At 60.9% G+C, this 26,922-nt stretch carries 25 protein-coding genes, 1 tRNA gene and 1 pseudogene; 17 read left to right on the top strand and 10 right to left on the bottom strand.

What is annotated here, in order from left to right; all coding sequences use genetic code 11:
- Positions 1-233: pseudogene (locus AC1Q67_RS21030) on the bottom strand (outer membrane protein); the annotation flags it as partial.
- Positions 234-722: 489 nt separating this feature from the next.
- Here AC1Q67_RS21030 and AC1Q67_RS21025 point away from each other — a divergent pair.
- From AC1Q67_RS21025 to gyrA, 3 genes are all read left to right on the top strand, one after another.
- Positions 723-1,205, top strand: coding sequence for a single-stranded DNA-binding protein (locus AC1Q67_RS21025; protein WP_492236484.1), 483 nt, complete (start codon positions 723-725; stop codon positions 1,203-1,205).
- Between the two features lie 250 nt (positions 1,206-1,455).
- Positions 1,456-1,860 carry a DUF2306 domain-containing protein gene (locus AC1Q67_RS21020; protein WP_492236485.1) on the top strand — a complete coding sequence of 135 codons (405 nt, stop codon included), beginning with the start codon at positions 1,456-1,458 and terminating at the stop codon, positions 1,858-1,860.
- A 179-nt stretch (positions 1,861-2,039) separates the two neighbouring features.
- Positions 2,040-4,760, top strand: a complete 2,721-nt coding sequence (gyrA, locus tag AC1Q67_RS21015; RefSeq protein WP_492236486.1) for a DNA gyrase subunit A — start codon at positions 2,040-2,042, stop codon at positions 4,758-4,760.
- A 35-nt stretch (positions 4,761-4,795) separates the two neighbouring features.
- On the opposite strand, the gene AC1Q67_RS21010 is transcribed toward gyrA, so the two are convergent.
- Together AC1Q67_RS21010 and AC1Q67_RS21005 are read right to left on the bottom strand one after the other, a co-directional pair.
- Positions 4,796-6,649, bottom strand: a complete 1,854-nt coding sequence (locus AC1Q67_RS21010) for a potassium transporter Kup (RefSeq protein WP_492237144.1) — start codon at positions 6,647-6,649, stop codon at positions 4,796-4,798.
- 211 nt (positions 6,650-6,860) lie between these two features.
- The gene (locus tag AC1Q67_RS21005) at positions 6,861-7,115 is read right to left on the bottom strand and encodes a hypothetical protein (RefSeq protein ID WP_492236487.1); all 255 of its coding nucleotides are present in this window, start codon (positions 7,113-7,115) and stop codon (positions 6,861-6,863) included.
- Positions 7,116-7,277: 162 nt separating this feature from the next.
- Between AC1Q67_RS21005 and coaD the strand changes: the two genes are divergently transcribed.
- From coaD to tgt, 5 genes are all read left to right on the top strand, one after another.
- On the top strand, positions 7,278-7,778 hold the full coding sequence (gene coaD / locus AC1Q67_RS21000) for a pantetheine-phosphate adenylyltransferase (protein WP_492236488.1): 501 nt from the start codon (positions 7,278-7,280) through the stop codon (positions 7,776-7,778).
- 22 nt (positions 7,779-7,800) lie between these two features.
- Positions 7,801-8,343, top strand: coding sequence for a peptidylprolyl isomerase (locus tag AC1Q67_RS20995; RefSeq protein ID WP_492236489.1), 543 nt, complete (start codon positions 7,801-7,803; stop codon positions 8,341-8,343).
- A 64-nt stretch (positions 8,344-8,407) separates the two neighbouring features.
- Positions 8,408-8,872, top strand: a complete 465-nt coding sequence (locus AC1Q67_RS20990; RefSeq protein WP_019197051.1) for a peptidylprolyl isomerase — start codon at positions 8,408-8,410, stop codon at positions 8,870-8,872.
- A 66-nt stretch (positions 8,873-8,938) separates the two neighbouring features.
- Entirely contained in the window at positions 8,939-10,015 is a 1,077-nt protein-coding gene (gene queA / locus AC1Q67_RS20985) for a tRNA preQ1(34) S-adenosylmethionine ribosyltransferase-isomerase QueA (protein WP_492236490.1), read from the top strand.
- A 15-nt stretch (positions 10,016-10,030) separates the two neighbouring features.
- Positions 10,031-11,164, top strand: coding sequence for a tRNA guanosine(34) transglycosylase Tgt (tgt, locus tag AC1Q67_RS20980; RefSeq protein WP_492236491.1), 1,134 nt, complete (start codon positions 10,031-10,033; stop codon positions 11,162-11,164).
- Between the two features lie 9 nt (positions 11,165-11,173).
- Here the strand turns inward: tgt and AC1Q67_RS20975 are convergent, their stop codons facing one another.
- The gene (locus AC1Q67_RS20975) at positions 11,174-11,395 is read right to left on the bottom strand and encodes a hypothetical protein (protein WP_024578026.1); all 222 of its coding nucleotides are present in this window, start codon (positions 11,393-11,395) and stop codon (positions 11,174-11,176) included.
- A gap of 228 nt (positions 11,396-11,623) precedes the next feature.
- Here AC1Q67_RS20975 and cysK point away from each other — a divergent pair, with 228 nt between their 5' ends.
- The gene (cysK, locus tag AC1Q67_RS20970) at positions 11,624-12,607 is read left to right on the top strand and encodes a cysteine synthase A (protein WP_024578025.1); all 984 of its coding nucleotides are present in this window, start codon (positions 11,624-11,626) and stop codon (positions 12,605-12,607) included.
- 2 nt (positions 12,608-12,609) lie between these two features.
- A complete protein-coding gene (locus AC1Q67_RS20965; RefSeq protein ID WP_492236492.1) occupies positions 12,610-12,855 on the top strand; it encodes a BrnA antitoxin family protein in 246 nt (81 codons plus the stop codon).
- A gap of 1 nt (position 12,856) precedes the next feature.
- Here AC1Q67_RS20965 and AC1Q67_RS20960 read toward each other — a convergent pair whose 3' ends face one another.
- Complete coding sequence (locus AC1Q67_RS20960) at positions 12,857-13,786, bottom strand: glycine/sarcosine/betaine reductase selenoprotein B family protein (RefSeq protein ID WP_492236493.1); 930 nt, start codon at positions 13,784-13,786, stop codon at positions 12,857-12,859.
- Positions 13,787-13,897: 111 nt separating this feature from the next.
- Here AC1Q67_RS20960 and AC1Q67_RS20955 point away from each other — a divergent pair, with 111 nt between their 5' ends.
- Positions 13,898-14,071 (top strand): hypothetical protein, encoded by a 174-nt coding sequence (locus AC1Q67_RS20955; RefSeq protein WP_192817725.1) that lies wholly within the window; start codon positions 13,898-13,900, stop codon positions 14,069-14,071.
- Positions 14,072-14,080: 9 nt separating this feature from the next.
- Here the strand turns inward: AC1Q67_RS20955 and AC1Q67_RS20950 are convergent, their stop codons facing one another.
- Positions 14,081-14,332, bottom strand: a complete 252-nt coding sequence (locus tag AC1Q67_RS20950; protein WP_492236494.1) for a hypothetical protein — start codon at positions 14,330-14,332, stop codon at positions 14,081-14,083.
- Between the two features lie 167 nt (positions 14,333-14,499).
- Between AC1Q67_RS20950 and AC1Q67_RS20945 the strand changes: the two genes are divergently transcribed.
- Positions 14,500-14,575: transfer RNA gene (locus tag AC1Q67_RS20945), tRNA-Lys, on the top strand.
- 321 nt (positions 14,576-14,896) lie between these two features.
- Here AC1Q67_RS20945 and AC1Q67_RS20940 read toward each other — a convergent pair.
- Together AC1Q67_RS20940 and AC1Q67_RS20935 are read right to left on the bottom strand one after the other, a co-directional pair.
- Entirely contained in the window at positions 14,897-17,557 is a 2,661-nt protein-coding gene (locus AC1Q67_RS20940) for a glycosyltransferase (protein ID WP_492236495.1), read from the bottom strand.
- A 200-nt stretch (positions 17,558-17,757) separates the two neighbouring features.
- A complete protein-coding gene (locus tag AC1Q67_RS20935) occupies positions 17,758-18,312 on the bottom strand; it encodes a beta-1-3, beta-1-6-glucan biosynthesis protein (RefSeq protein WP_492236496.1) in 555 nt (184 codons plus the stop codon).
- A 323-nt stretch (positions 18,313-18,635) separates the two neighbouring features.
- Here AC1Q67_RS20935 and AC1Q67_RS20930 point away from each other — a divergent pair, with 323 nt between their 5' ends.
- The gene (locus AC1Q67_RS20930; RefSeq protein WP_492236497.1) at positions 18,636-20,189 is read left to right on the top strand and encodes a glycoside hydrolase family 17 protein; all 1,554 of its coding nucleotides are present in this window, start codon (positions 18,636-18,638) and stop codon (positions 20,187-20,189) included.
- On the opposite strand, the gene AC1Q67_RS20925 is transcribed toward AC1Q67_RS20930, so the two are convergent.
- Together AC1Q67_RS20925 and AC1Q67_RS20920 are read right to left on the bottom strand one after the other, a co-directional pair.
- Positions 20,149-20,529, bottom strand: a complete 381-nt coding sequence (locus tag AC1Q67_RS20925; RefSeq protein WP_492236498.1) for a hypothetical protein — start codon at positions 20,527-20,529, stop codon at positions 20,149-20,151. The two genes, AC1Q67_RS20930 and AC1Q67_RS20925, sit on opposite strands and share 41 nt — an antisense overlap.
- A gap of 60 nt (positions 20,530-20,589) precedes the next feature.
- Positions 20,590-21,699: a hypothetical protein gene (locus AC1Q67_RS20920; protein ID WP_492236499.1), complete on the bottom strand. Its 1,110-nt coding sequence runs from the start codon at positions 21,697-21,699 to the stop codon at positions 20,590-20,592.
- Positions 21,700-21,860: 161 nt separating this feature from the next.
- On the opposite strand from AC1Q67_RS20920, the gene glmU reads away from it, so the two are divergent.
- From glmU to AC1Q67_RS20900, 4 genes are all read left to right on the top strand, one after another.
- A complete protein-coding gene (glmU, locus tag AC1Q67_RS20915) occupies positions 21,861-23,222 on the top strand; it encodes a bifunctional UDP-N-acetylglucosamine diphosphorylase/glucosamine-1-phosphate N-acetyltransferase GlmU (protein ID WP_492236500.1) in 1,362 nt (453 codons plus the stop codon).
- A 131-nt stretch (positions 23,223-23,353) separates the two neighbouring features.
- On the top strand, positions 23,354-25,180 hold the full coding sequence (glmS, locus tag AC1Q67_RS20910; protein ID WP_024578014.1) for a glutamine--fructose-6-phosphate transaminase (isomerizing): 1,827 nt from the start codon (positions 23,354-23,356) through the stop codon (positions 25,178-25,180).
- Positions 25,181-25,379: 199 nt separating this feature from the next.
- Positions 25,380-26,129 (top strand): DUF502 domain-containing protein, encoded by a 750-nt coding sequence (locus AC1Q67_RS20905; protein ID WP_492237145.1) that lies wholly within the window; start codon positions 25,380-25,382, stop codon positions 26,127-26,129.
- A gap of 135 nt (positions 26,130-26,264) precedes the next feature.
- Positions 26,265-26,903, top strand: a complete 639-nt coding sequence (locus AC1Q67_RS20900) for a class I SAM-dependent methyltransferase (RefSeq protein ID WP_492236501.1) — start codon at positions 26,265-26,267, stop codon at positions 26,901-26,903.
- Positions 26,904-26,922 lie beyond the last annotated feature (19 nt).

Here is a 26,922-nt window from a genome sequence, read left to right as displayed (position 1 = left end):
AGGAACGCAGCGTCGCGGCTCGAACCAGTCAGGCCGACGATGTTGGTTGCGAACCCGTCGTCACCACCGAAAGCGGCTCCGATGTGCGCACCGACGTAGATGCCGGTCCAGTTGTAGATCGGCGCGGCGTAAACCGGCGCCTTGGTGTAGGTGCGGGCCGGCAGGTCAGCGGCAACCGCCGAAGCAGTACCGAGGGCAACGAGTGCCACGGTGCCGAGCAAGAACTTCTTCATCTGATCTTCTCCAGTTTTAAGTCCGCCTCGATTTTTCGAAGCAGTTTTCCAAGGCGCGAACGCAATGGGATTTCGATTTCGTGGACGGAATATACCGGCTTCTCCCAAAAAAGCCGTCTCCGAAATGCAACAGTCGGACGGGAAGTGAAAGCTTCTAACGTAAGGAATTGTTTGGGATATTCGGCCTCCCGGTTCCACGATTTGATCACGTTTTCGTCACATTTATGGAACCCCAGGCGAGAATGTTTTGTCCTACAAAGGGTTGCTTTTGCGGGACCACTTGCATAAGAACAAAAAGAGTACGTATTATGTCTGTGCGACAATACCGGTTGCGTGTGGATAACCGGCGCGGCGGCCTCATCGCGGGGGCCGGAAAGTATAGGGTCATTTGTAGAGCGGGCTTTCCCAAGGGTGGGGATTGTCGTCCCGCGTACATAAATCCTGACAGATTCGGCGCGCCCTCTCGGTGCGCTAAAGTGGAGAACGGTAATGGCGGGAAGCGTCAATAAAGTCATTCTGGTTGGAAATCTCGGCGCCGACCCTGAAATCAAGCGCACACAGGACGGTCGCCCGATCGCCAATCTCAGCGTCGCGACCTCCGATACCTGGCGCGACAAAAACTCTGGCGAGCGGAAGGAAAAGACCGAGTGGCATCGAGTCGTGATCTTCAGTGAAGGTCTCTGCAAGATTGCCGAGCAGTATCTGAAGAAGGGCTCGAAGGTTTACATTGAGGGCCAGCTCCAGACCCGTAAATGGCAGGACAAGGACGGCAAGGATCGTTACTCGACGGAGGTCGTGCTTCAGAACTTCAACTCGACGCTGACGATGCTCGACGGCAAGAGCAGCGGCGGTTCGTTTGGAGCCGACGAGGGCGATTTCGGATCGTCGGGACCTTCGCGTTCTGCTCCTCCGCGCCGCGTGGCTGCCGGCGGTGGCCGCAACGACGACATGAACGACGACATTCCGTTCTGAGCCGAAACGCTGCCAAGCTCGCGGAGCCGGTGCTCAAATCACCGTCTCCGCGATTGTGCGTGAATCCGCGCTGGATCAACGCCGTGCAGGAGCGCGGCGGCATCATCAAGCAATCGATGTAAGAAATAGCCGGCGATCCTCGCGCCGGCCGCGCACGACATTGCCTCGGACTTATGTTAATGATATTAACATTGGGTCGAATGGCCGCGAAACCCATTCGGTCGGGTCAACTCGTGTCGTGGGGGCAAGGATGGGCTTCGCGCCGTTACTCAATGCGCCTCTGGTCATTCAATTGCATACGTTCGCCGCGATCGGCGCGCTTGTGCTTGGCCTCGTTCAGTTCTCGCTTCCGAAAGGCACTCAGCGTCATCGTACGATGGGATGGATCTGGGTCGCGTTGATGGTGACTGTTGCGATCAGTTCATTCTGGATACATGGCAGACAGATCAAGCTGGGCGAGCCGTGGAGCCCAATTCATCTGCTGTCGATCTTCAGCCTGATCATGCTTCCGCTCGGAATCTGGTTCGCTCACAGGCACCGTGTGAGGGGGCACCGGATCACCATGATCTCGATTTTCACCGGCGGGCTCGTTATCGCCGGGCTGTTCACATTCGTCCCCGGACGTATCATGCACGCGGTCGCATTCGGTCAGTAGCGGCTGCCGAAACGTCTAATCTCAGGCGCTGAGAATCGGGAATTCACACGAGTTTTTAGGCGGCTGTAAGGCATTGTAATTCCATCTGTTTTGGCGTTCTTTTTAACGGCGAATGCGGTTGGCGTTGCGGTGCGAATTCGCCTATATAAAACGAGTATTTCACACTCAGGATTCGCACGTTGGCTGACCAAGAAGATCCGCCGTCCGGCCCGCCCGAGACGGCCGATATCCGTCCCGTTTCGATCACGGATGAAATGAAGCGCTCTTACCTCGATTACGCGATGAGCGTGATCGTAGCGCGTGCGCTTCCGGATGCGCGTGACGGTCTGAAGCCGGTGCACCGGCGCATTCTCTACGCGATGTACGAGAATGGTTTCGAGTGGAACAAGCCGTACCGCAAATCGGCGCGCACCGTCGGTGACGTGATCGGTAAGTACCACCCGCACGGCGACCAGTCGGTCTACGACGCAATGGTGCGCATGGCGCAGGACTTTTCCATGCGCGTGCCGCTGATAGACGGACAGGGCAACTTCGGCTCGGTCGACGGCGATATGGCGGCCGCGATGCGTTACACCGAAGCGCGTCTGCAGAAGGTTGCGCATTCGCTGCTCGATGATATCGACAAGGATACTGTCGATTTTCAGCCGAACTACGACAGCTCCGAGCGCGAGCCGCGTGTTCTGCCGGCCAAATTTCCAAATCTGCTCGTCAACGGCGCCGGCGGCATCGCGGTCGGCATGGCGACCAACATTCCACCTCACAATCTCGGCGAAGTGATCGCTGCGTGTATCGCGCTGATCAACGATCCGGCACTCGGCATCGACGATTTGATCAATATCGTTCCCGGACCGGATTTCCCGACCGGCGGCATTATTCTTGGCCGCCAGGGCATTCGCGCCGCGTACCATCTCGGCCGCGGCTCCATCGTGATGCGCGGCAAGGTCGAGATCGAAGATGTCCGCAAGGACCGTCAGGCGATTGTCGTTTCGGAAATCCCGTATCAGGTGAACAAGGCGGGCATGGTCGAGCGTATCGCCGAACTGGTGCGCGAAAAGAAGATCGAAGGCATCGCCGATCTGCGTGACGAATCCGACCGCGACGGTTACCGCGTGGTCGTCGAGCTGAAGCGCGATGCGGTGCCGGAGGTGGTGCTGAACCAGCTCTACAAGTTCACACCGTTGCAGACCAACTTCGGAGCCAACATGGTGGCTCTGGATGGCGGTCGCCCGCAGGTGATGAACCTGAAGGATCTGCTGACCGTGTTCATCGCGTTCCGCGAGAGCGTGGTTTCTCGGCGCACCAAGTTCCTGCTCGGCAAGGCGCGCGACCGCGCTCACATCCTGGTCGGTCTTGCGATCGCCGTTGCAAACATCGACGAAGTCATCCGCGTCATCCGCACGTCTCCCGATCCGAATACGGCGCGCGAAACCCTGATGTCGCGCGACTGGCCGGCCAAGGATATGGCGACGATGATCACGCTGATCGACGATCCGCGCCATCGCGTGTCTGAAGACGGCACTGCGCGCCTGTCGCTGGAACAGGCAAAAGCGATCCTCGATCTGCGTCTGCAGCGTCTGACGGCACTTGGCCGCGAGGAAATCTCCGAAGAGCTGAACAAACTCGCGACAGAGATTGCCGACTATCTCGACATCCTGCGCTCTCGCGCGCGGATTCAATCTATCATCAAGGACGAACTCACCGCGGTGAAGGATGAGTTCGCCACCCCGCGTCGGACGAAGATCATCGATCAGGAAGGCGAAGTCGAGGACGAGGACCTGATCCAGCGCGAGGATATGGTCGTGACCGTCTCGCACGCGGGCTACGTCAAGCGCGTGCCGCTGTCGACCTATCGCGCGCAAAAGCGCGGCGGCAAGGGCCGCTCGGGAATGCAGACGCGCGACGAGGATTTCGTCAGCCGGCTGTTCATTGCCTCGACGCATACGCCGGTGCTGTTCTTCTCGTCCCGTGGGCAGGTCTACAAGGAGAAGGTCTGGCGTCTGCCGATGGCCGCGCCGAATTCGCGCGGCAAGGCGCTGATCAACATCCTGCCGCTGGAGCAGGGCGAACGCATCACGACCATCATGCCGCTGCCGGAAGATGAGTCGTCGTGGGGCAACCTCGACGTGATGTTCGCCACCACCGGCGGCAATGTCCGGCGCAACAAGCTGTCCGACTTCGTCGATGTGCGCCGCTCCGGCATCATCGCCATGAAGCTCGACGAGGGCGAGGCCATCGTCGACGTTCAGATTGCGACCGAAAACGATGACGTGCTGCTGACGGCCGCCGGCGGGCAGTGCATCCGCTTCCCGGTGACGGATGTGCGCGTGTTCAGCGGCCGCACTTCGATGGGTGTGCGCGGCATCGCCCTTGGCGACGGCGACAAGCTGATCTCTCTCACGATCTTGCGTCATATGGACGTCAACGCCGACGAGCGGGCCGCATACCTGAAAATGCGCCGTGCGGTTGCCGGTGAGGCGGCTGCCGAGGAGAGCGGCGATTCGGATACCGAAGAGACATCGGCGACAGTGCAACTCAGCCAGGAGCGCTATGCGCAAATGTCCGCTGCCGAACAGTTCGTGCTGACCATCAGCGAGAACGGCTATGGCAAGCGCAGTTCGTCGTTCGAGTATCGGACCACGGGCCGCGGTGGAAAGGGCATCGTCGCGATGTCCGTCAACAACCGCAACGGCAAGCTTGTGGCGTCCTTCCCGGTCGAGGACAGCGACCAGATCATGCTGGTGACAGACGCCGGACAGCTTATCCGCTGCCCGGTCGAGGGGATCCGCGTCGCCGGACGTTCGACGCAGGGTGTGATCGTGTTCGATACCGCCGAGGACGAACACGTGGTGTCGGTTGAGCACATCACCGAGGACGAGTCCGAGAACGGCAACGGCGGTTAGAGTCTGATCCCGGCCCATCGGGCCGGGATTGTGACCTAAATCTCGATCTCGGTTCCGAACTCGACGACCTGCTTGGTGGGAACGCCGAAGAACGCCGCCGTGCGTTCCGCATTCCGCTGGAGAAATGCGAACACCGTCTCCCGCCACACCCACATGCCTGCGATTTTCTCGCTGGGGATGATGGTCTCGCGGCCGATGTAATAGGTGATGTTGTTGAGATCGATGCCCGGAAGCTTGCCCTGCGCACAGGCGAGCTGAAGTCCCTCCAGAATGACTGGGTACTGCATGAATCCGAAATGCAGAATCACCCGCGTGATGCCCTCGATGATCTCGATCACTTCGACCCTGTCGTCGTCAGGGATGCGCGGCGCTTCCGCAATCAGGACGGTCACGAGGAGGACGCGTTGGTGCAGCACGTGATTGTGTTTCACGAACTGCGTCAGCGCGAGCGGGACACCTTTCGGGGCTGAGGCTAGAAACACCGCGGTTCCTGGAAGCCGCGCGTGGCATTTGCTCACCGCGGTTTCGATCAGGTCCTCTTCGGGCTGGCGCAGCGCGCCTCGCGCGGCCTCGACGAGCTTCACGCCACTGCGCCATGTCAGCATGAGGAACGCGATGACGGCCGCTATCAGCAGCGGGAACCAGCCGCCGTCTAAAAGTTTGGCAGAGTTCGCGGCGAAGAAAATGCAGTCGATCACGAGGAAGAATCCGTTGACCGCGATGACAACCACCGGCGGATAACCCCATTGGAGGGCGACAAGCGCTGCCAGCAGCGTTGTAATCGCCATCAGAAGCGACACGGCGACGCCGTAGGCGCCCGCGAGAGCATCCGACGTGCCGAAGCCGATGACGGCTCCGAGCGTTCCTGCGGCGAGAAGCCAGTTGATCAGCGGAACGTAGATCTGGCCCTTTTCGTGACTCGCCGTGTGCTGGATGTGCATGCGGGGCAAGAATCCCAGTTGAATGGCCTGCTGGGTGAGGGAAAAGACACCGGTGATGATTGCCTGAGATGCAATCACCGTGGCGAGGGTGGCAAAGGCAACGAGCGGATAATGCGCCCAGTCGGGGGCGAGTTGGTAGAACGGGTTTTCAAGTGCCCCGCGATCGGTGATGAGCAGCGCCGCCTGGCCGAAGTAGTTGAGGACCAGCGCCGGCAGCGCAATCGTGAACCACGCGAACCGGATCGGCGAGCGGCCGAAGTGACCCATATCGGCATACATGGCCTCGCCGCCTGTCACGGCGAGAAACGCCGCGCCAAGGATCGCAAACGAGATGTGGAAATTCTGACTGAGCAGAAACGTCACCGCGTATGTCGGACTCAGGGCTGCCAGGACGTCCGGATTTTTGGCGATGCCGTGAATGCCGAGCAATGCAAGGACGATGAACCAAATCAGCATGAACGGCCCGAATATCCCGCCGATGAATCCCGTGCCCTTGCGCTGCATCAGGAAAACACCGATCAGGATCGCGACGGTGATCGGCACCACGGCGTGGGCGAGCGATGGTGCGTCGACCTTCAATCCCTCCACCGCGCTAAGAACCGAGATTGCGGGCGTTATGGCGCCGTCGCCATACAACAGCGCCGCGCCGATCAATCCGATGATGAGCAAATTCGCACGCCATGTTCCGGATTGCGCGTTGCGGGCGTGAAGAAGCGCCAGAAGCGCGACGATGCCGCCTTCGCCGCGATTGTCTGCCCGCATGATCAGCATGGCGTATTTGAACGAGATGATGAGGATCAGTGCCCAGAGGATCAGCGAGACCACGCCGAGGATAGCTTCGTTGGTGAGAACGCCGCCGTTATGAGTTGCCGCCTTCGCGGCTTCCTTCAGGGCATAAAGCGGGCTGGTCCCGATATCGCCATAGACGACACCGAGAGCTCCGACCATCGCGGTTACTGGAAGTCCGGGGCTGCGGACTGAAGCAGCGGCATGTACGGCAGTCACTTGCTACCCCCGTCGCCTCGTGAGCATCCCGAACGGACGCATGTCCGTAGTCTGCTACCGCGAGAAGGAAATTGCCATGGCCGCCGAGCGGATTTTATTGATGGGCGCAGCAACGCCGCGCCCCAGGCGGAGGTGAATGGGATGACGCGGGGGATTACTTGCGGTCTGTTGTCACGACCCGGACCGGCTGGACACCGCTCTTCCAATTGCTGCGATGCAGGCACGCCGCGTCCATGGTCGGCCAGTGCTGTGCGGCGCAAGGCACGCTGACCGTCCGGATCGGGAGCCGGTCCGCCTTTGCGAGCGCCTGCGGCACGCTCGCCTCCACCGGAGGCGCGAAGCTTGGCAAGATTGTCATGGCGGCTGCAACGAAAGCCGCGATCGTCACTGCTGAGAGTGCCTTGATCATGGTCCGTCCCCTGTGATGCCGGCCTTGGCGGGCCGTTCGAAGGGATGACGCGCAGCAGCGGGTAAAAGTTCACGAGATCTTAAAATTTTTGACGCTGAAACCCGCGTTATCGAGGGGAACCGGCCAGCTTGCGGCGGTCGCCGGGCCGGGTTAGGAGGGGACATGTCCCGTATTGCGCTTTACCCGGGGTCGTTCGACCCTGTCACCAATGGCCATTTGGATGTCGTGCGGCAGGCCTGCAGCCTGGTCGACCGGCTGGTCGTGGCGATCGGCATCCACCCCGGCAAGGCTCCGCTGTTTCCGGTCGAGGAACGGCAGGACATGATCCGCGAGGTGTTCGCGCCGATCGCCGCCAGCGCCAAATGCGAGATCGATTGCGTTACATTCAGCGATTTGACCGTGACCGCGGCCCAGCGGGCAGGGGCGACGATCCTGATCCGTGGCCTGCGGGATGGCACGGATCTGGACTACGAGATGCAGATCGCCGGCATGAACCAGACGCTGATGCCCGAAATCCGCACCGTTTTCCTGCCAGCATCCGCCACCGTCCGCCCGATCACTGCCACACTGGTGCGTCAGATCGCAGGGATGGGCGGAGACGTCTCCCATTTCGTACCCAAGGCGGTCGCCGCGCGCCTGAAAACAAAATTTGCCGGCAAATAACTTCCTCTGATCCGGAGTTCTCATGATCCGCATCCTTGCCGTTCTCGCGGCTATTGTTCTTGCAACGCCAGCTTTTTCGCAGGCGCTTCCGGCTGGTCTCGACAAGGCCAACGCCATTGTTATCGACACCACAAAGGGGCGGGTGATCGTCAAGCTGCGCACCGATCTGGCCCCGCAGCATGCCGAGCGCATCAAGCAGCTTGCCCGCGACGGCTACTACAACAATGTGCCGTTCCATCGCGTGATCGAGGGCTTCATGGCTCAGACCGGCGACGGCCAGCGTTTCAATGGCACCGGCGGATCGAAGTATCCGAACCTTCCGGCGGAGTTCTCCAACGTGCCGTTCAAGCGCGGCATTGTCGGCATGGCGCGCTCGAGCGAACCGAATTCGGCCAATTCGCAGTTCTTCATCATGTTCGCCGACGGCAGCTTTCTGAACGGCAAGTATACGGTCGTCGGAGAAGTCGTCTCCGGCATGGACGTTGTGGACAAGATCAAGCGCGGCGAGCCGGTTCAGGATCCCGACAAGATGGTGAAAGTGCAGGTCGCTTCCGACATCAAGTAACCAACCTCAGGCGGCCCGCGGCCTACCGGCCATAGCGGGCCTCCCAATCTGCAAAGGAAATATCATGGCAGACAATGAAAACACGTTGATCCTGGAGACGACGCAGGGGCCGGTCACGATCGAGATGCGTCCCGATCTCGCGCCGGGTCATGTCGCCCGCATCAAGGAACTGGTGCGCGAGGGATTCTATGACGGCATCGTGTTCCACCGCGTTATCGAGGGATTCATGGCGCAAACCGGCTGTCCACAGGGCACCGGCACCGGCGGCTCCGGCAAGAAGCTGAAAGCCGAGTTCAACAAGGAGCCGCATGTGCGCGGCACCGCATCGATGGCGCGCGCTGCCAACCCGGATTCGGGTGATAGCCAGTTCTTCATCTGCTTCGACGATGCAGCTTTCCTCAACGGCCAGTACACCGTGTGGGGCAAGGTGACCTCGGGCATGGAGAACGTCGACAAGATCAAGCGCGGCGAGCCCGTGCAGAATCCCGACAAGATCATCAAGGCGCACATGGCGGCTGACGCCGCCTGATCGCCGCTGTAGTCTGGCTTGCGAACGGATGGCCGGGCATGTCCCGGCCATCGACATTTGAGCATCATGCGTACTGATCTTTTCGATTTCGACCTTCCGGAAGGCAACATCGCGCTGCGGCCTGTCAGCCCGCGCGATGCGGCGCGCATGCTCGTGGTGAAGCCGAACCAGCCGCTGACGGATTCCACGGTTTCCGATTTGCCGCTGTTTCTGCAACCGGGCGATCAGCTTGTGGTCAACGATACCAAGGTCATTCCCGCCCAACTGACCGGCCGTCGCATCGGCCGCGAAACCGAGCCGAAGATCGAAGCGACCCTAATCAAGCGCCTCGACGGCTCTCGCTGGCAGGCACTGGTGAAGCCGGCGAAGAAACTCACTCCGGGTGATGCCATCCGCTTCGGCAACGAAGGCCGGGTTTGCCTGCTCGGAAATCTGGACGCACAGGTCGAGAGCAAGGGCGAGAACGGCGAAGTGACGCTGGCATTCTCGTTTCACGGACCAGTTCTGGATCAGGCGATTGCGGACGTGGGCGCGCCGCCGCTGCCGCCGTATATCGCCTCGCGGCGCATGCCTGATGAGCGAGACAACACCGACTATCAGACCATGTTTGCAGTCAGCGAAGGCGCTGTCGCCGCGCCAACAGCGGGGCTGCATTTCACGCCTGCGCTCGAGGCAGCCTTACGTAATCGCGGCATCGGTCTGCATCGGGTGACGCTGCATGTGGGAGCAGGGACGTTCCTGCCGGTGAAATCTGACGACACCGACGGCCACAGGATGCATGCCGAGTGGGGCACGGTGTCCAGCGAGACGGCCGCCGCACTTAACGAGGCCCGCACCAGGGGTGGCCGTATCGTCGCCGTCGGGACGACATCGTTGCGGCTGCTGGAAAGCGCTGCTGCGGATGACGGCACTATCCAGCCGTTCTCCGATGACACCGCGATTTTCATCACGCCGGGCTATCGCTTCAAGGCCGTGGACATTCTGATGACCAACTTTCACCTGCCGCGGTCGACGCTATTCATGCTGGTTTCGGCCTTCAGCGGGCTGGAGACCATGCAGAAAGCCTACGCTCATGCCATTGAGACCGGCTATCGCTTCTATTCGTATGGCGATGCGTCCCTGTTGTTTCGCAAATCAACCTGACCGATGAACTCGCTCATGAGCGTTCCCAATCATTTCAAGCTTCTCGGCCGCGATGGCGAAGCGCGGACCGGCGAACTCACGACCCCGCACGGGGTGGTGCGCACGCCTGCGTTCATGCCCGTCGGCACCGCTGGCGCGATGAAAAGCATCCACTGGCGTGATATTCGCGATACTGGCGCCGATATCGTTCTCGGCAACACCTATCACCTGATGCTGCGGCCCGGCGCCGAGCGTATTGCTGCGTTAGGCGGATTGCAGGCCTTCACCACATGGAATGGCCCGATGCTCACCGACTCCGGTGGCTTCCAGGTCATGTCGCTCGCCAAGATCCGCAAGATTACCGAACAGGCGGTGACGTTCAGTTCGCACATCGACGGCACCAAAGTGGAGTTGTCGCCCGAGCGTGCCATCGAAGTGCAGCGGCTGCTCGGCTCGGATATCGCCATGCAGCTCGACGAATGCGTCAGGCTGCCGGCAGAACGCGCCGAGATCGAGCGCGCCATGCAACTGTCGCTCCGCTGGGCGGAGCGCAGCAAGCGCGCGTTTGAGACCGCGCCGCCCGGCTATATGCTGTTTGGAATTGCGCAAGGCGGAGATGTTCCGGACCTGCGCCGCGAAAGCACCCGCGCCTTGATTGACATCGGCTTCCACGGCTACGCCATCGGCGGTCTCGCCGTGGGCGAGCCGCAGGAGGTCATGCTTGCGATGATCGAGGAGGTGGCGCCGATCCTGCCTCAGGATCGTCCGCGTTATCTGATGGGTGTCGGGACACCGGACGATATGCTTGAGGCGGTTGCGCGGGGCATCGACATGTTCGACTGCGTGATGCCGACGCGGAACGGCCGTCACGGCCACGTCTTCACGCGCCATGGCGTTATCAACCTGCGAAACGCCCGCCATGCCGACGATCCTCGTCCGCTGGACGAGGAAAGCGGCTGGCGTTCGACAAGCGGCTATTCACGGGCTTACCTGCACCACCTCGTGAAGTCGGAAGAGGCGCTGGGTGCGATGCTGTTGTCGGAGATCAACGTCGCATACTATCAAAATCTGATGAGCGGTGCCCGCGCCGCAATTGCTGCCGGGACATTCGACGATTACCGCGCGTCAGTTCGTGCAGGATGGGCGCGGGGCGATATCGCGCCGCGCTGAGAGTTGCGTTCAGTTACAGACGATTTTCGATGAATAGTTTGAGTGCTTCGTGACGAAGCCATAGCCGCAATTGTCGCAAGTCCAGAGATAGCTGATGACATTGTCGGCAAGAAACGCGGACGCTTCTGCGGCGACCATCGAGTCCGCGCAGATCGTGCAGATCGGCCGGTCAGTGATACGGGGCGGCAGGCGTGACGGTTTGGTCGACAGAAGTTCAGCAAGTGCTGGCATCGTGACCTCCCTTCCGGGTTCGAGCTCGCGCGGAATATACTCATGCAAGTTTGAAGTTGTCGCAACACAAATACGTTCCTTTTGCGAAATACCGTTTTTGCGATGCAATGCCGGTCGGGAACATCATTGCTCTTGCGCGCACGGTCGCGACCGCCATTAATGGCGAAGCCTTTCGTTTTGCGTAGCTTTCTCTCATGGTGCGGATGGATCGATCAGGAGGACCGGGGCATGGATACCAAGTCAAACCCAAACGCTTCACAGACACGTCAGCCCGGGCGCGGACGCATCTACGACAGCATCGTTGATGCATTCGGCGATACACCGATCGTCCGTCTTCATCGTCTGCCGGAACAGAATGGAGTAAAGGCGAAAATTCTCGCCAAACTTGAATATTTCAATCCTGCCGCCAGCGTGAAGGATCGCATTGGTGCGGCGATGATCGTCGCGATGGAGAAGGCTGGCGTCATCAATCAGGATACCGTGCTGATCGAACCGACCTCCGGCAACACGGGTATTGCGCTGGCGTTCGTCGCTGCGTCGCGCGGTTACCGGCTGAAATTGGTTATGCCGGAATCGATGTCGATTGAACGGCGCAAGATGCTGGCGTTTCTGGGTGCAGAAATCGTCCTGACACCGGCTGCACAAGGCATGAAAGGCGCGATTGCGACCGCGGAAGACCTTGTCCGCAATACGCCCAATTCGGTGATGCCACAGCAATTCAAGAATCTGGCCAATCCGGACGTTCACCGCCGCACCACAGCTGAGGAAATCTGGAACGATACCCATGGCGATATCGATGTGTTTGTCGCCGGTGTCGGCACAGGCGGCACGATCACCGGCGTGGGGCAGGTTCTGAAGCCGCGAAAGCCGTCGCTGCGGATCGTCGCTGTCGAGCCGGTGGAAAGCCCGGTGTTGTCCGGCGGGCAGCACTCGCCTCACAAGATTCAAGGCATCGGCGCAGGATTCGTGCCTGATATCCTCGATCGGTCGGTGATCGACGAGATTGTCAAGGTGGACAGTGCAACGGCCATTGCGACTTCGCGCGCACTTGCACGTGTGGAAGGCATTCCGGGCGGCATCTCGTCGGGGGCAGCTATTGCGGCAGCGCTCGAACTCGGCAAGCGGCCCGAAAATGCGGGCAAGACCATTCTGGCGGTCATCCCATCATTTTCGGAACGCTATTTGTCTACGGCGCTGTTTGAGGGAGTTTAACGATGGCTTCTCCTCCACGGCGGCCCCGCACGCTGAGCGATGCAAAGACGGAAGCTGAGGCGGCGTTCAAGTCCGTCACCACCAAGGTGCCGGAAGCCGTTCCAAAGAAAGCTGCCATTCCAGGCGTGAGGGAGCTTGTCTCACTCAGGATCGATCAGGACGTCCTTGAGCATTTCCAGGAGGGTGGTCCGGGTTGGCAGGACCGCATCAATGCCGCCTTGAGGAAGGCGGCAGGGATGTGCGAATAGCTCACGCCACGCGATTGACGCGCGCGGCTTCCTTCTGTGCATCGAAATCGCGCCGCCGCCGGGCAAGCTCTTCCGGCGACATGCGCTCGACATTGTTGTAGTCGAGCTTCCATGAAGCATCTGCGCTCCAGCGCAGTGGCGACTGCACAGTGGTCTGCGGACCCGGTGCGCTTTCGAGCACCTTCAGCGCCAGTTCCAGCGTGAGCGCCTGGGACGACAGATCGTTCGGTCTGCCGGCGGAGTTACCCAGCGGGAAGTCACTGAACAGGAACCGCGGCACGGCAGCGTGCTCGACGATGTCCTTGGCGCATCCCATCACTACGGTTGAAATTCCACTGGCCTCGAGGTGTCGGGCAACCAAAGCCGTGGTCTGGTGGCACACGGGACAATTGGGGACCAGCACGACGGCATCGACGTTGTCGGCCTTGCATCGCGCCAGGATATCCGGCGCGTCGGTGTCGACCGTGACGCGGTGGCTGCGATTGGTCGGCGCGCCGAAGAAGCGCGGCGCGACGTCACCGATCCGGCCTTCGCGGGCAAGCCGGTACAACTGCTCCAGCGGAAACCAGGTGTTCATATCGGTTGCGGACGTATGCACGCGATCGTAGGCGATGTGGGAAATGCGCAGGTCGTGCTTCTTCCCGCTGTCGCCATCATAGACTTGATAGAACTTCGCACTGCCGTTGTAGGCCGCCCCCGGTCCCTGATCGCCCTTCGTCGGATCAAAACGGGCCGCCGTGGTGACGATGGCAACCCGCGATTGCGCCAGGGGCTTCGTAAGCGGCTGAAAGGGAGCGTCGACGTTGTGCGCCCAGCGGTAGGGCGTGTCGTAGCCGATGGCCAGATAGTAGTCGCGCGTCCGCTGCATGTACGGCACCGGCACGTCGAATTCCTGGACGGTGTTCTCGGGGGCCGCAGGCGAATCCGTCATGGCGTATGTCCTCGAAATCTGGAGAAGTAGGCGTAGCAGATGCGCTTCGCCTCAGCCATATTCTAGGGAACCATGCCGGTCATTCCGGCAGCGCAGGCAAGGAAACCAGCGATGGCCGGAAAGAAGAAAAAGGGCGACGCCACCGACAAGGGCAAACGGAAAGGGCGCCTGGATCCCACCAGGAACGCGCCGTTCAAGGTCGATCCCGATAGTGATGATTTCGCGACGCCGAGGATCGATCTCAGCGAAGATGAATTGAAAGAGCAGGAAGACCGCAGGTCCTGATGGCTCCCTCTACAGGCCGCTCAAATCCGTGGGGACGCTGCCAAAGGTTTTCAGCACCATGGCGTCCTTGAAGTCACCCGTCATTGGGTCACCGGAGCGAGTGAAAGCGACCGCGCCGATAATTCCGGAGGTGCGTGACAGCGTCTCGGCCCGCCGAATCGCCGTGGACGCGCTCTGGAACTCCTCGGCGGTCCCGGTCACAACGGACCCTTCGTCGTCCTCAGTGAACGGAAGGGCTACATAATAGGATATATCGGCCATCCAGGCCTCCCGCAGTGAGAACTCACTATGTTCTCTTTTTGTTCATGTGTCAATTGTCGTTCTCAAGCCGGGATTTTTAAACTTTGGCGGTGAATTCCACAGGTTGAACAAGGATGCCGGCCTGCACTTGACCCACATCCACCCGCCACCTACACACCGCGACACGTGAGCGCGTAGCTCAGGCGGTAGAGCACGTGACTTTTAATCATGGGGTCGAGGGTTCGAGTCCCTCCGCGCTCACCATGGTGCCCTGTCAAACCGCATCCTTGCGGCTACAATCGGCTAGGATTCGCATCGTGGGATGAGTCGGCGATGCGGGCTTGGGAGCGAAAAGGGCCAACTAGAATGTATTTCGTCGCCGGTATCCTGGTTGCTCTCTCGGGGCTCTTCTACGCAGCTGACCACGGCCAGCTCGGCCGGTTTGGAAAGACGATGTGCAATTACGGCGACACGTTTTGCCAGCATCCCGTCTACGTTCTGGTCGGAGCGGGAATAGCCGCAGCATGGGGCACATTCGTCAGCATTAAATAGCTGACGACATTTCCGCGCATTAGGTCGCAGCAATCACTTGATATCGGGACGGACGTCCGACGTGACCGGCTGTTGAACCGTCATGTTAGTTGGCGTTGTTTCCCGGCGAAGACCGATCAGTTCCGCAGCACGCACTGTTGACGAACTCCAAAAGCCAAAGGCGTTGATGCGCGAGTTCTCGAGGATCGCGATCGCGACAGCCGACAGGAACGGCAGGCTCTGAAGCACAAGCACGCCGGCGAAGATGTTGATCTCGCGAACTTCCTTCTGGTTGAAAGCAACCAGCACGATAGCGCCGATGATGAGGAGGATACCGATCACGGCCTCCCAGAAAGCCTGGAATTCCACCGACATGCGGGACAGGCCGCCCTTGGAGGTGCGTGCGAACGGGAGGTGGTCGGTGATCAGGCCGTTGGCGACGGCGCGCGACACAGTCCACTGCACCGACATTGCCGCAACCATTGCGCCCAGCATCTGGCCGACCTTCACCGGCACACGCAGCCTGTAGAGTGTCAGGAAGTGCGCCAGCGAGACGATGAATGCCGCGATGATCGGCAGGGTCAGGATCTTGTCGGGAATGGCGATGTCGGCGAATGAGACGATCGGCACCCAGATCAGGTTGAGGATCGCAACGACCACGCCGAGGCTTTCCGCGCCGAGCCAGTTCAGCCAGCCGAGTGCAAACTCGCGCTTCTGATCGGGCGAAAGCCTGCTCGCATTGGGCAGGAACCGGCGCCAGTGCTTCTTGACGATCTGGAAGCCGCCATAGGCCCAGCGGTGACGTTGTTTCTTGAAGGCCTCGTAGGTGTCCGGCAGCAGGCCATACCCGTAGCGCCTGTTGGTGTAGTGCGTCAGCCAGCCGTGCTCGATGATCGCAAGACCGAGATCGGTGTCTTCGCAGATCGTGTCACCTGCCCAGCCGCCCGCCATGTCCATCGCCGCACGGCGGATCAGGCACATCGTGCCATGGACGATGATGGCGTTGGCTTCGTTCCGCTGCACCATGCCGATGTCGAAGAATCCGGCATATTCGCCGTTCATGGCGTAGTGCATCAGCGAGCGGTCGCCGTCACGATGCTCCTGCGGAGCCTGCACGAGACCCACGCGCGGATCGACGAAAGCCGGGACCAGATCCTTGAGCCAGTCCGGCGTGACGACATAGTCGGCGTCGATGATGCCGATGATTTCCGCGTCCGGGGCCGTGCGCTCCATGGCAATCCGCAGCGCACCGGCCTTGAAGCCCTGCACCTTCTCGGCGTTGATGAAGATGAAGCGCTCGCCGAGAGCGCGGCAGTGGTCCTGGATCGGCTGCCAGAACGCCGGATCGGGCGTGTTGTTGATGATCACCACGCATTCGAAATTTGGATAATCGAGCCGGGACACCGCATCGAGCGTCAGCTTCAGCATCTCAGGCGGTTCGAAATACGCAGGCACGTGAATCGAGACTTTTGGTGCGTAACCTTCAGGCGGAGCGGGGACAGCCGCCGAGATCAGGCGCGAAGGCTTGCGCCCGAAAGCAATGGTCGCGATCTCTTCGATCCGGGCCATCGCAATCAGGACCAGCGGTACGAGCAGAATGAGGCCCAAGGTCAGCGCAAAGGCCGAGCCGAAGACGAAGTAGTGCGTGTTCCAGTAGGCGAACACGGTTGCGAACCATGCGCCCACTCCGTTTGCCGCAGCGGCCAGCATGATGGCTTGCATCACGGTTGGATGGGCCAGGCGCAGGATCGGCAGCGACAGCAGGACGCCGATCAGCAGGGCTATGCCTGCAATTTTCCAGTAATCCGGATCGACGATGGGGCCGGTCCATGCGAATTTCGGCTCGCGTGATGCATTAAGAACGCCCCAGTAAGGTCCAACGCCGCCTTCAAAAAATTTCCAAGGCTGATCGATCGCTTCGACGATGTTGTAGTCCATCCCGATGGCCTCGGCGCGGGTCACGAAATTCCGCAGCACTGAGGCCTGTTCAAATGGGCCGGGGTTGGCGTTCTTGAGATTGTAGCCGGCGCTTGGCCAGCCGAACTCGGCGATCACGATGCGCTTGCCGGGAAAGGTATCCCGCAGCAGGCCATAGATATACATCGCCTGATCGACAGCCTGCTTGTCGGTGAAGTTTTCCCAGTACGGCAGGATGTGCGCGGCGATGAAATCGACCGCCGAGGCCAATTGCGGATTGTCGCGCCAGATATTCCAGATTTCGCCAGTCGTAACAGGGACATTAGTCTGTTTTTTGACGCGCTGGATCAGCTCAATGAGGTCTTCGACCTTCTGTTCGCCGCGGTAGATGGTTTCATTGCCGACGACTATGCCGATGACGTTGCTGTTTCGCTTGGCAAGTTCGAGGGCAGCGGCGATTTCGCGTTCGTTCCGCTCTGCGTTCTTGTCGATCCAGGCGCCGACCGTGACCTTGAGGCCGAATTCGGCGGCAATCGGGGGAACCAGCTCAACGCCGCCCGTCGACGAGTACAGGCGGATGGCCTTGGTCATCGTCGCGAGTTTCTTGAGGTCGGCGCGGATTTTTTCCTTGTTAGGAATGTTGTCGACGTCCGGGTGTCCTGCGCCTTCGAACGGGGCGTAGGACAAGCTGGGCAACATTCCGTTGAAGTCGGGTGCCTTCTGCTCATCCCTCAGGAGGCCCCAGATGGCCGCGTGGACAGCAGTAACGCAGAGGAGGACAGCAACGATGGCGCGCATCAAGGAAAACCATACGGGGCCGAACGTGGCAGGATCGCGAACCTGTCCCCTCGGTTCGTCAGCGTTGATGGCAGCTTATCTATGCTGCGCGGCTTAACAACTCATACGGCGACATGGCCTTTTGAGGGCGTAGCCGAGACCGTATGAATACCCAATGAATACGGGATCGGTTCGTTCCTGTTCCGCCAGCGCTTTGGCGCTCACTTGGCCGGTGTTGCCGGAGCAGGCGCCGCCGCGGGTGCTGGCGGTGTCGCTGCTGGGGGTGCAGCAGCCGGGGGCTGTGGCGCAGCGGCTGCCTGTGGTTGGGCCGCCGGATTGATCCAGCATGCGTGCACACGGCCGTTAAGGGTCTCAGCGACCTTGGGGTCGATCGTGGCGCCGAACCTCACGACACAGCGGAAAGTCGCCTGGATGTGCCCGCCGGGGCAGCCGAAGCGCTCATAGAGGTCGAGGTGACGGAACGCCGTGTCGAGGTCGTCGCGCCACATCAACCCGACCACCCGCCGTCCAAGCCAGACACATTCCGGGTTTCCGGCAGGACCGTTAATCGCCTGGGCCGCCTCGACGAACTCGTCGGCCTTGCGCTTGCTTTCCTTGGCTGCGTCGGCCGGGGCCGCCTGTTTGGGGGCCGTGTCCTGGGCCCGGAGGTCACCGCTTTGAGCGATTGCAGCCCCGATCCCGACAAACAAAGCAAGGGCCGGAACGGCGACTCGCTGAAAAACCGCAACTCGAAACCCGGTACGTACCCGAAGCATGAAATCCCCGATTGATGGCGTGCCGGCCGCCGCGCGCCGCCCACACAGATGCCCTGCCAATGCGGCAGAAGATTGCCTCTACCGCAACTGCCTGATTCACATGAAGGACATTTATGTTTTTGTCCAGCAAGCCGGAAGTTTGATGCCCCCGTAATGAAGGTGTGCGACGAGAAGACCGGGGGTAGCCATTGACTGGGGTCTTGGCAGACCGGCGGCGACCGGTTATCGACGTGCCTCCCTGGAGGACGGAACCCATTTCCCTTCGTACGCCACTGGCCCTTCTGGTCATATCCCTGAGCGCTATTGCCGCAATTTGGTGGTGGTTGGCCACGCCGATTGTACTGGCGCGCGCCCCGATCGACCCTTCCGCGAAGCTTGAATGCGTCTCCTACGCACCGTTCCGCGGGGGGCAGAATCCCCTTCAGCCCGGATTGATCATTGCGCCGGAGCAGATCGCGCAGGATCTGGCACAACTTGCCAAGGTCACTGACTGCATCCGGACCTATTCGGTCGGCAACGGCCTCGATCAGGTTCCAGAACTCGCTCAGAAGGCCGGGCTCAAGGTGATGCTCGGAATCTGGATCGGCACCAATCGCGTCGACAACCGCACGCAGATGGAAACCGCCATCGGGCTCGCCAAGAAATATCCCGGCGTCGTCAGCGCGGTCATTGTCGGCAACGAGGTGCTTCTGCGCGGCGAGATGACCGCTGCCGACCTGACGGCGAATATCCGCTACGTGAAGTCGAAGGTCGGAGCTATCCAGGTCACCTATGCCGATGTCTGGGAGTTCTGGCTCAAGAACCGTGACGTCTATGACGCCGTCGATTTCGTTACGATTCACATTCTTCCGTATTGGGAAGACTTCCCGATTCGTGCGCGCCATGCTGCCAACCACGTCGACGCGATCCGCAAGCGGATGGCGGTTGCGTTCCCGAACAAGGAAATCCTGATCGGAGAAACCGGCTGGCCAAGCGCGGGCCGCATGCGTGAAGGCGCGCTGCCGTCACGGGCCAATCAGGCCCGGGTGGTTTCCGAAATCCTCCAGCTTGCCCGTCAGGAAAAGTTCCGGGTCAATCTGATCGAGGCCTACGACCAGCCCTGGAAGCGGATGTGGGAAGGCACTGTCGGCGGCCATTGGGGTCTGTTCGACGCCGACGGCGCCCGCGATCTGAAATATCCCGCCGGCGAGCCGATCACCAACTTCCCGCGCGCAAAGATCTATGCCGTTGCCGGCATGATTTTCTCGGCGCTCGTCTTTGGCGTGGCGCTGCTGACGCTGCGCCGCAGGCCCTGGTCGCCGCACCTGAGCTCGTGGGTCACGGTCGCGATCTGCGCGACTGCGGGCGGCGCGCTTCTCGGCGTGGCGTACGACAAGCTGATCGTCGAAAGCCTCGGTCTCGGCGGCTGGACCGTCGGCATCCTGCTGTTCGGAGCCGCTGTGCTGTCGCCGCTGATCGTCGCCAACACCGTGATGTACGGGCGCAGTCTTCCGACGTTCATGGAACTTATCGGACCGCGAGAGTATCGCACGGGCTCGCGCATGCAGACCATTCTTGGGATCGTGCTGCTGATTACGACTGTGCTGGCCACCCAGACCGCGCTCGGCTTCGTCTTCGATCCACGCTACCGCGATTTCCAGTTCGCGGCGCTGACCATGGCTGTCGTCCCGTTTGTACTGCTGACGGCGCTCAACAGGCCGGCAAAGGGCACGCGCCCGATAACTGAATCCGTTTTCGCAGGCGCTCTCGCGCTCTCCGCGATCTATATCGGATTCAACGAGGGGCCGGCGAACTGGCAGTCGCTATGGACTTGCGGATTGTATCTGCTTTTGGCGCTTACGCTGTCGCGGGCGCGGGTCGCGCAAACCCAAGAATAAGCAGCGCGATCGCGACGCCCGACAGGCCGATATTGTAGAGCACGATCCCGAAACATGCTGCGACCAGCCCGGCGGTGAGAGTGACAATCGATGGCCGGATGAAGTGCAGGGTCGCAATGACCAGCGCGGCTATTCCGAACACGTAGTTCTTGAACAGATAGGTCATCGTCAGCCGCGTCTTGCACAGCATGGTTTGCAGACCGGCCTCGCATTCGAGCCGAACCTGCGCAAACTCAATGGCCATGTAACGCAGATACAATGCGTATCCGATCGTGAGAAATCCCACGATCAAAATCCATTGCACCTGATAAGGGGTCAGTCTGAACGGCTCTTTTTTCATGCGCCGAATATGGTTCGGAACGGATTGCGATACAACCCGGACGGCCACAAAGTTGAGTGGTTATTTGTTACCGAAAAAAGAGCTGAAGGACGACGGCTTGGGCTGTTCTGCCACAGGTTCGCCGCGCTGCTTGCTTCGCCGCTTCGAGCGATGAACCTGACCTTCGGGCTTCTTCGCTTCCGGTTGTTTCTCGCTGATCATGCTCAGCCGCTGCCCCTCATACAGAGCCGTTTCGCAAGGCCGGTTGCTCTCGGTCAGCACTCCCGCACACAGCTTGGCCGCTTCCGCAGCGTCGGACAAAGGTCCGGCAACGAGCCGCAGTTGCATTCCCAAACCGTCGTGACGCTCTTTCACGACGATGATCGGCTGGAGCGATGCGAGCTGTTGTGAGTTGCTCTTGACTGCACCGCGCCACACTGCGCGCAGGCCTTCGATCGAATTCGCGCCGCCGAGGTCGATACCGAACTCCGTCTTGCGCACGATAGCTGTCGACGGCGTTTCAACAGGCGCCGGGTTTGGCGGGGGGATGGCAGCAGTGACGGCTGGGGCCGGAGGTTGGTCAGTAGCTGACGTTTCAGCCCTCTGCTCGGTAGCCTTGGCAGGAGGAGACGGTGCGGCGGGGGCAGTGGCGACCGGCGCGATCTTGGGAAGCTGCGCCACAGGTTCGGTTTTCGCCTCGGCTGGTTTGACCGGTCCGATGGGGTCAGCTTCAACAACCGGCGGGAGAACTCCCGGTGCAGGAGCCGCAGCCGCTGGTAATGTTGCGGGTGGAGGGGCCGGTGCAGGCCGCGCTAGGGCGCCGGTAACGGAATCCAGTCCCTGCTCAAGCACGGTCACACGCGCGTAAAGGCGGTCGCGGTCGCTGTTTAGCGTCTCGACGGCTGCGGCAAGTTCACGCGCCTTGTTCTGGCTTTCCTTTGCGATCCACTGAACTTGTTGGGACTGCCGTGCAAGTTCGGCGGACGCCATTTGATCGCGGTTAATCGCCGCCGGTGAGCGCGTCGCAAGAATCGCAACGATCAGCGCTCCGACCGTGCCGACGCCCCAGGATGCCAGACGCCACATCGAAGGTCCGCCAAACTCGTCCTCTTCCGCGAGAAAACGATTGATCCAGCCGGCACCGTCATCCTCGGTCAGATCATCGCGGAAATGGTTGCGATCCTTGGTCATGGGACTGTCGGGCCCTCCCGCGGCCCTGCGAATCATTGCGTAAAGATTAACAGAAGCCGGGCCACATGCGTGCTGGCGAGAGCCCCCAAAATGCTTTTGTCGCCCGGCGCTCTCGGGTAAGACCACGCTGGCGCGCACCCGCACGCTGCACAGGAAAAAGCATGAGCGGCAGATCAACTCTTACGATCGTACTCGCAGCCGGCGAGGGCACGCGAATGCGTTCCAGCCTGCCCAAGGTGCTGCATGCAGTTGGGGGACGGCCGCTGATTGCCCACGTGCTGGGGGCTGCGCCGGCCGGTAAGAGCGACGCCGTCGCTGTGGTGGTCGGGCCGGACCATCAGGCAGTGATCGACGAGATCAAGAGAGTTCGCCCGGAGGCCGGCACTTTCGTGCAGCGTGAGCGACTTGGCACGGCTCATGCGGTGCTGGCGGCTCGCGAAGCCATCGCGGCGGGTGCTGACGATCTCCTCATTGCATTCGGCGACACCCCGCTGATCGACGCCATGACGTTCGAGCGCATGCGTGCAGCGTTGAAAGACGGCGCGGCGCTGGCCGTGCTGGGATTCCGCGCCGCCGATCCGACAGGTTACGGACGGCTGCTGGAAGACGGCGGGCAGCTTGTAGCGATCCGTGAACACGCGGACGCCAGCGCGGCGGAGCGCGCGGTGACACTCTGCAATGCTGGCGTCATGGCGTTTGCGGGCAAGACCGCTCTGCAAATCCTCGATCGTATCGGCAATGGCAACAGCAAGGGCGAGTACTATCTAACGGATGCGGTGGCGATCGTGCGCGAGCTCGGCTTGCGGGCAGTGGTCATCGAAACCAGCGAGGACGAAGTGCGCGGAATCAACACCAAGGCCCAGCTTGCCGAAGCCGAACAGGTGATGCAGCGAAAGCTGCGGCAGGCGGCACTTGATGCCGGTGTGACGCTGATCGCGCCGGACACGGTTTTTCTTTCGGCAGACACGACCTTCGGCAAGGACGTCACGATCGAGCCGTTTGTCGTGATCGGTGCGGGCGTGAGCATTGACGACGGCGCGGTGATTCATTCGTTCTCGAACATCGTCGGCGCGCGCATCGGCAAGAACGCGTCCATCGGTCCCTACGCACGGCTGAGGCCAGGTACGGTGCTGGGCGAGGGCGTGCGTATCGGCAACTTCGTCGAGACCAAGGCCGCCGATCTTGAAGCCGGGGTGAAGGTCAATCACCTGACCTATATCGGCGACACCCATATCGGCGAGAACGCCAATATCGGCGCAGGCACCATTACCTGCAACTACGACGGCTTCGACAAGCACCGGACCGAGATCGGCGCCGGGGCTTTCGTGGGCTCGAACTCGTCGCTGGTGGCGCCGGTCAAGATCGGCACCGGTGCCTTTATCGGATCGGGCTCGGTCATCACCCGGGATGTGCCGGACGATTCGCTGGCCGTCGAACGCAGCGATCAGGCGGTGCGCGAAGGTTGGGCAAAGCGATTCCGCGACATGAAAATGCTCAATCGGAAGCCCAAAAGTCCAAAGTAAGGCCCCGCGCCCTATCTGACTGTTTTCGTTAACGGTTTACCCTGTCTCAATCCGCAACAATTGTTGAGGCAGAACCGTGTTATTCCTCGGTACATAAGGCCGCATTGGGGCGGCTGGAGATCACAAACCGCATGTGCGGAATTGTCGGAATTCTTGGACGTGGGCCGGTTGCGGAGCAACTGGTCGATTCCCTCAAGCGGCTTGAATATCGCGGATACGACTCCGCGGGCGTCGCCACGCTGGAAGGCGTGCTGCTCGATCGCCGCCGCGCCAAGGGCAAGCTGAAAAACCTCGAAGCGGTGCTGAAATCATCGCCGCTCGAGGGGCATATCGGCATCGGTCACACGCGGTGGGCCACCCACGGCAAGCCGACCGAGAACAACGCCCATCCGCATGCGACCGACAATGTCGCTGTGGTTCACAACGGCATCATCGAGAATTTCCGTGACCTGCGCGCGCAGCTCGAAGCGCAGGGCGCGAAGTTTTCCAGCGAGACCGATACCGAGGTCGTCGCCCATCTGGTCAATTCATATCTCGCCAAGGGCCTGTCTCCGGCGGATGCCGTGAAGGCGACCCTTCCGCAGTTGCATGGCGCATTCGCGCTGGCCTTCATCTTCAAGGGCGAAGAGGACCTGATGATCGGCGCGCGCAAGGGCTCGCCGCTCGCGGTTGGCTACGGTGACGGCGAGATGTATCTCGGCTCCGACGCCATTGCGCTCGGACCCTTTACCGACACCATCAGCTATCTCGATGACGGCGACTGGGTTGTGCTGTCGCGCGGCGATGCGACCGTGTATGACGACAAGAACGCCGTGGTCGAACGCGAGATCGTCAAGCACAACACCGCCACATCGCTGGTGGACAAGGCGAACTACCGCCACTTCATGGCGAAGGAAATCCACGAGCAGCCTGAAGTCGTCGGTCACACGCTGGCGCACTATGTCGACATGGCCACCGAGAAGGTGTCCATGCCGGTCAAGCTGCCGTTCGACTTCAAGGATATTCAGCGGGTATCGATTACGGCCTGCGGAACCGCAAGCTACGCAGGCTTCGTTGCCAAGTACTGGTTCGAGCGCCTCGCACGGCTGCCGGTCGAACTCGATGTCGCTTCAGAGTTTCGTTACCGCGAAGCGCCGCTGCGCAAGGGCGATCTTGCAATCTTCATTTCGCAGTCCGGCGAAACCGCCGATACGCTGGCGGCGCTGCGCTATGCCAAGTCGCAGGGCCTGCACACCATCTCCATCGTCAACGTTCCCACATCGACCATCGCCCGCGAAAGCGAGACCGCGCTGCCGACGCTGGCTGGACCCGAGATCGGCGTCGCTTCGACCAAGGCTTTCACCTGTCAGCTTGCCGCGCTTGCTTCGCTCGTGGTCGCCGCGGGCAGGGCGCGAGGCGAACTGTCTGCTGAAGACGAGACCAAGCTGGTACATGCGCTGATCGAAGTGCCGCGCCTGATGACGCAGGCGCTTGCGCTCGAACCGCAAATCGAAAAGCTCGCCCGCGACATCGCCAAGAGCCAGGATGTGCTTTATCTCGGCCGCGGCACCAATTATCCGCTGGCGCTGGAAGGCGCGCTGAAGCTCAAGGAAATTTCCTACATTCACGCCGAAGGCTACGCCGCCGGCGAACTCAAGCATGGCCCGATTGCGCTGATCGATGAGAAGATGCCTGTTGTCGTGATCGCGCCGTACGACCGCGTGTTCGAGAAGACGGTTTCGAACATGCAGGAGGTCGCGGCGCGCGGCGGCCGGATTATCCTGATGACCGACGCGCAGGGCGCCAAGGAAGCGACCGTTGACTCGCTGGTCACCATTATCCTGCCTGACATGCCGGCTACGGTGACGCCGCTGGTCTATGCGATCCCGGTACAGATGCTGGCGTATCACACCGCCGTGGTGATGGGCACCGACGTCGACCAGCCGCGGAACCTCGCCAAATCTGTGACCGTTGAGTAAGGCGCGGGCAGACAAACGGTCGCAGCGCGGGCCGTTCTGGCCCCGAAAAGTCTGATACAGTGGTGTCGCAATGATTTGCGATGGTGTTCCCGCGCGTATTCCGCAAAAATGGGCACCGGTTTTGCGATCAGAATACGCGCCAAGATAGTGTTTCGCTTGAGGATAATTTGGCTCGCCAATGAATGAGACTAGCCCCAACATGATTCCGGGAGGCCTGCCGCCCGTACCGCCGGCCGGCGCGCCGCGCGGTGCGATGGCGCGGCTCCGCAACTATTTCCTCACCGGCCTGATCATTGCCGGTCCCATCGCGATCACGATCTACCTGGTCTGGTGGTTCGTCACCTGGGTCGACGGCATCGTTCGGCCGTTCGTGCCGGTCGCCTATCGTCCCGAGACCTATCTGCCGTTCGGTCTGCCGGGGTCGGGACTGATCGTCGCCGTGTTCGCGCTGACGTTCCTCGGCTTCCTCGCTGCCAATCTGATCGGGCGTACGCTGGTCGAATTCGGCGAGGGACTGCTCGGCCGTATGCCGGTCGTGCGGGCGATCTATCGCGGCCTCAAGCAGGTGTTCGAAACGCTGTTCTCGGGCAACGGATCCAGCTTTCGCAAGGTGGGGCTGGTGGAGTTCCCGTCGCCGGGCATGTGGTCGATCGTGCTGATCTCCCAGCCGCCGAGCACGGAGATCGCCACGAAGCTTCCACAGGACGACGAGTTCATCTCGGTGTTCCTGCCATGCGCGCCGAACCCGACCACCGGATTCTTCTTCTATGTTCCGAAATCGAAACTCATCGAAGTCGATATGAGCACCGACGCCGCCGCGACACTGATCATGTCGGCGGGCGTGGTGCAGCCCGGCAGCGACGCACAGAAGAAGGTCAATGCGCTGGCCGAGATGGCCAATGCCGCGCGCGTGGCAACGGCATCGCAAACGCCGGCGAAGGTGGAGTAGGGCGCGCGTCATTCGCGATTGTGCGCTTTCAATATCCGTGAGCTCCATCAGCGCTGAAAGGCAGACATGCTGCGGCTTCCGCCATGAGCCACTGTCAGCGCATAAACTTGGCGGTCCTGTGAGAGAGCATGTTGAATGAGCGTTGCGAGCGATACCCGCTTCTGGGACCGGGCATCAAAAAAATATGCCAAGGCCGCGATTGCGGATAGGGATGGATACGAACGCACGCTGGATCGGACTCGCGCTCTGTTGGGTGCGGGAGATCGGGTGCTGGAGCTTGGATGCGGCACCGGAACGACGGCATTGCAACTCGCGGGTGATGTGAGAAGTTATCTCGCCACGGATTTTTCGGCCAGCATGATCATGATTGCCGAAGAAAAACGCATTGCAGCTCCTGTCCCCGCGCTTGAATTTCGCACGGCAACCGCTCAGGCGCTTGAGCTTGATGCGACCGGGCAGTTCAACGCAGTTCTTGGGTTCAATTATCTCCATCTGGTTCGCGATCTGCCGGGCACCTTACAACGCATCCACAGCCTGCTTGCCGCCGATGGTCTGTTCATTTCCAAGACTCCTTGCGTTGGCGACATGAACCCGCTGATCCGGTTCGTCCTGCCTGCAATGCGCGCAATCGGCAAGGCGCCCCATGCCGGCGTTTTCAGTGCAGCGGAGTTGAGTCGTTGCATATCCGCCGCGGGCTTCGACATTCTTTCAACAGAACGCCATTCGACCAAGGGCTACGACAACCGGCCTTTCATCGTTGCGCATAAGAAGTGATAGCGCGCTGCGCAATCTT

Source organism: Afipia sp. GW823-FHT06G09, assembly GCF_058794875.1.
The sequence above is the reverse complement of the archived record's forward strand: the minus strand, read 5'-3'. Positions and strand labels throughout refer to the sequence as shown.

Excerpts from the sequence above, each read along its gene's own strand:
- AC1Q67_RS21025 (WP_492236484.1), top strand. The coding sequence starts at position 723 with ATGGCGGGAAGCGTCAATAAAGTCATTCTGGTTGGAAATCTCGGCGCC.
- AC1Q67_RS21020 (WP_492236485.1), top strand. The coding sequence starts at position 1,456 with ATGGGCTTCGCGCCGTTACTCAATGCGCCTCTGGTCATTCAATTGCAT.
- AC1Q67_RS21010 (WP_492237144.1), bottom strand. The coding sequence starts at position 6,649 with ATGGTCGGAGCTCTCGGTGTCGTCTATGGCGATATCGGGACCAGCCCG.
- AC1Q67_RS21005 (WP_492236487.1), bottom strand. The coding sequence starts at position 7,115 with ATGATCAAGGCACTCTCAGCAGTGACGATCGCGGCTTTCGTTGCAGCC.
- coaD (WP_492236488.1), top strand. The coding sequence starts at position 7,278 with ATGTCCCGTATTGCGCTTTACCCGGGGTCGTTCGACCCTGTCACCAAT.
- AC1Q67_RS20995 (WP_492236489.1), top strand. The coding sequence starts at position 7,801 with ATGATCCGCATCCTTGCCGTTCTCGCGGCTATTGTTCTTGCAACGCCA.
- AC1Q67_RS20990 (WP_019197051.1), top strand. The coding sequence starts at position 8,408 with ATGGCAGACAATGAAAACACGTTGATCCTGGAGACGACGCAGGGGCCG.
- queA (WP_492236490.1), top strand. The coding sequence starts at position 8,939 with ATGCGTACTGATCTTTTCGATTTCGACCTTCCGGAAGGCAACATCGCG.
- tgt (WP_492236491.1), top strand. The coding sequence starts at position 10,031 with ATGAGCGTTCCCAATCATTTCAAGCTTCTCGGCCGCGATGGCGAAGCG.
- AC1Q67_RS20975 (WP_024578026.1), bottom strand. The coding sequence starts at position 11,395 with ATGCCAGCACTTGCTGAACTTCTGTCGACCAAACCGTCACGCCTGCCG.
- cysK (WP_024578025.1), top strand. The coding sequence starts at position 11,624 with ATGGATACCAAGTCAAACCCAAACGCTTCACAGACACGTCAGCCCGGG.
- AC1Q67_RS20965 (WP_492236492.1), top strand. The coding sequence starts at position 12,610 with ATGGCTTCTCCTCCACGGCGGCCCCGCACGCTGAGCGATGCAAAGACG.
- AC1Q67_RS20960 (WP_492236493.1), bottom strand. The coding sequence starts at position 13,786 with ATGACGGATTCGCCTGCGGCCCCCGAGAACACCGTCCAGGAATTCGAC.
- AC1Q67_RS20955 (WP_192817725.1), top strand. The coding sequence starts at position 13,898 with ATGGCCGGAAAGAAGAAAAAGGGCGACGCCACCGACAAGGGCAAACGG.
- AC1Q67_RS20950 (WP_492236494.1), bottom strand. The coding sequence starts at position 14,332 with ATGGCCGATATATCCTATTATGTAGCCCTTCCGTTCACTGAGGACGAC.
- AC1Q67_RS20940 (WP_492236495.1), bottom strand. The coding sequence starts at position 17,557 with ATGCGCGCCATCGTTGCTGTCCTCCTCTGCGTTACTGCTGTCCACGCG.
- AC1Q67_RS20935 (WP_492236496.1), bottom strand. The coding sequence starts at position 18,312 with ATGCTTCGGGTACGTACCGGGTTTCGAGTTGCGGTTTTTCAGCGAGTC.
- AC1Q67_RS20925 (WP_492236498.1), bottom strand. The coding sequence starts at position 20,529 with ATGAAAAAAGAGCCGTTCAGACTGACCCCTTATCAGGTGCAATGGATT.
- AC1Q67_RS20920 (WP_492236499.1), bottom strand. The coding sequence starts at position 21,699 with ATGACCAAGGATCGCAACCATTTCCGCGATGATCTGACCGAGGATGAC.
- glmU (WP_492236500.1), top strand. The coding sequence starts at position 21,861 with ATGAGCGGCAGATCAACTCTTACGATCGTACTCGCAGCCGGCGAGGGC.
- glmS (WP_024578014.1), top strand. The coding sequence starts at position 23,354 with ATGTGCGGAATTGTCGGAATTCTTGGACGTGGGCCGGTTGCGGAGCAA.
- AC1Q67_RS20905 (WP_492237145.1), top strand. The coding sequence starts at position 25,380 with ATGATTCCGGGAGGCCTGCCGCCCGTACCGCCGGCCGGCGCGCCGCGC.
- AC1Q67_RS20900 (WP_492236501.1), top strand. The coding sequence starts at position 26,265 with ATGAGCGTTGCGAGCGATACCCGCTTCTGGGACCGGGCATCAAAAAAA.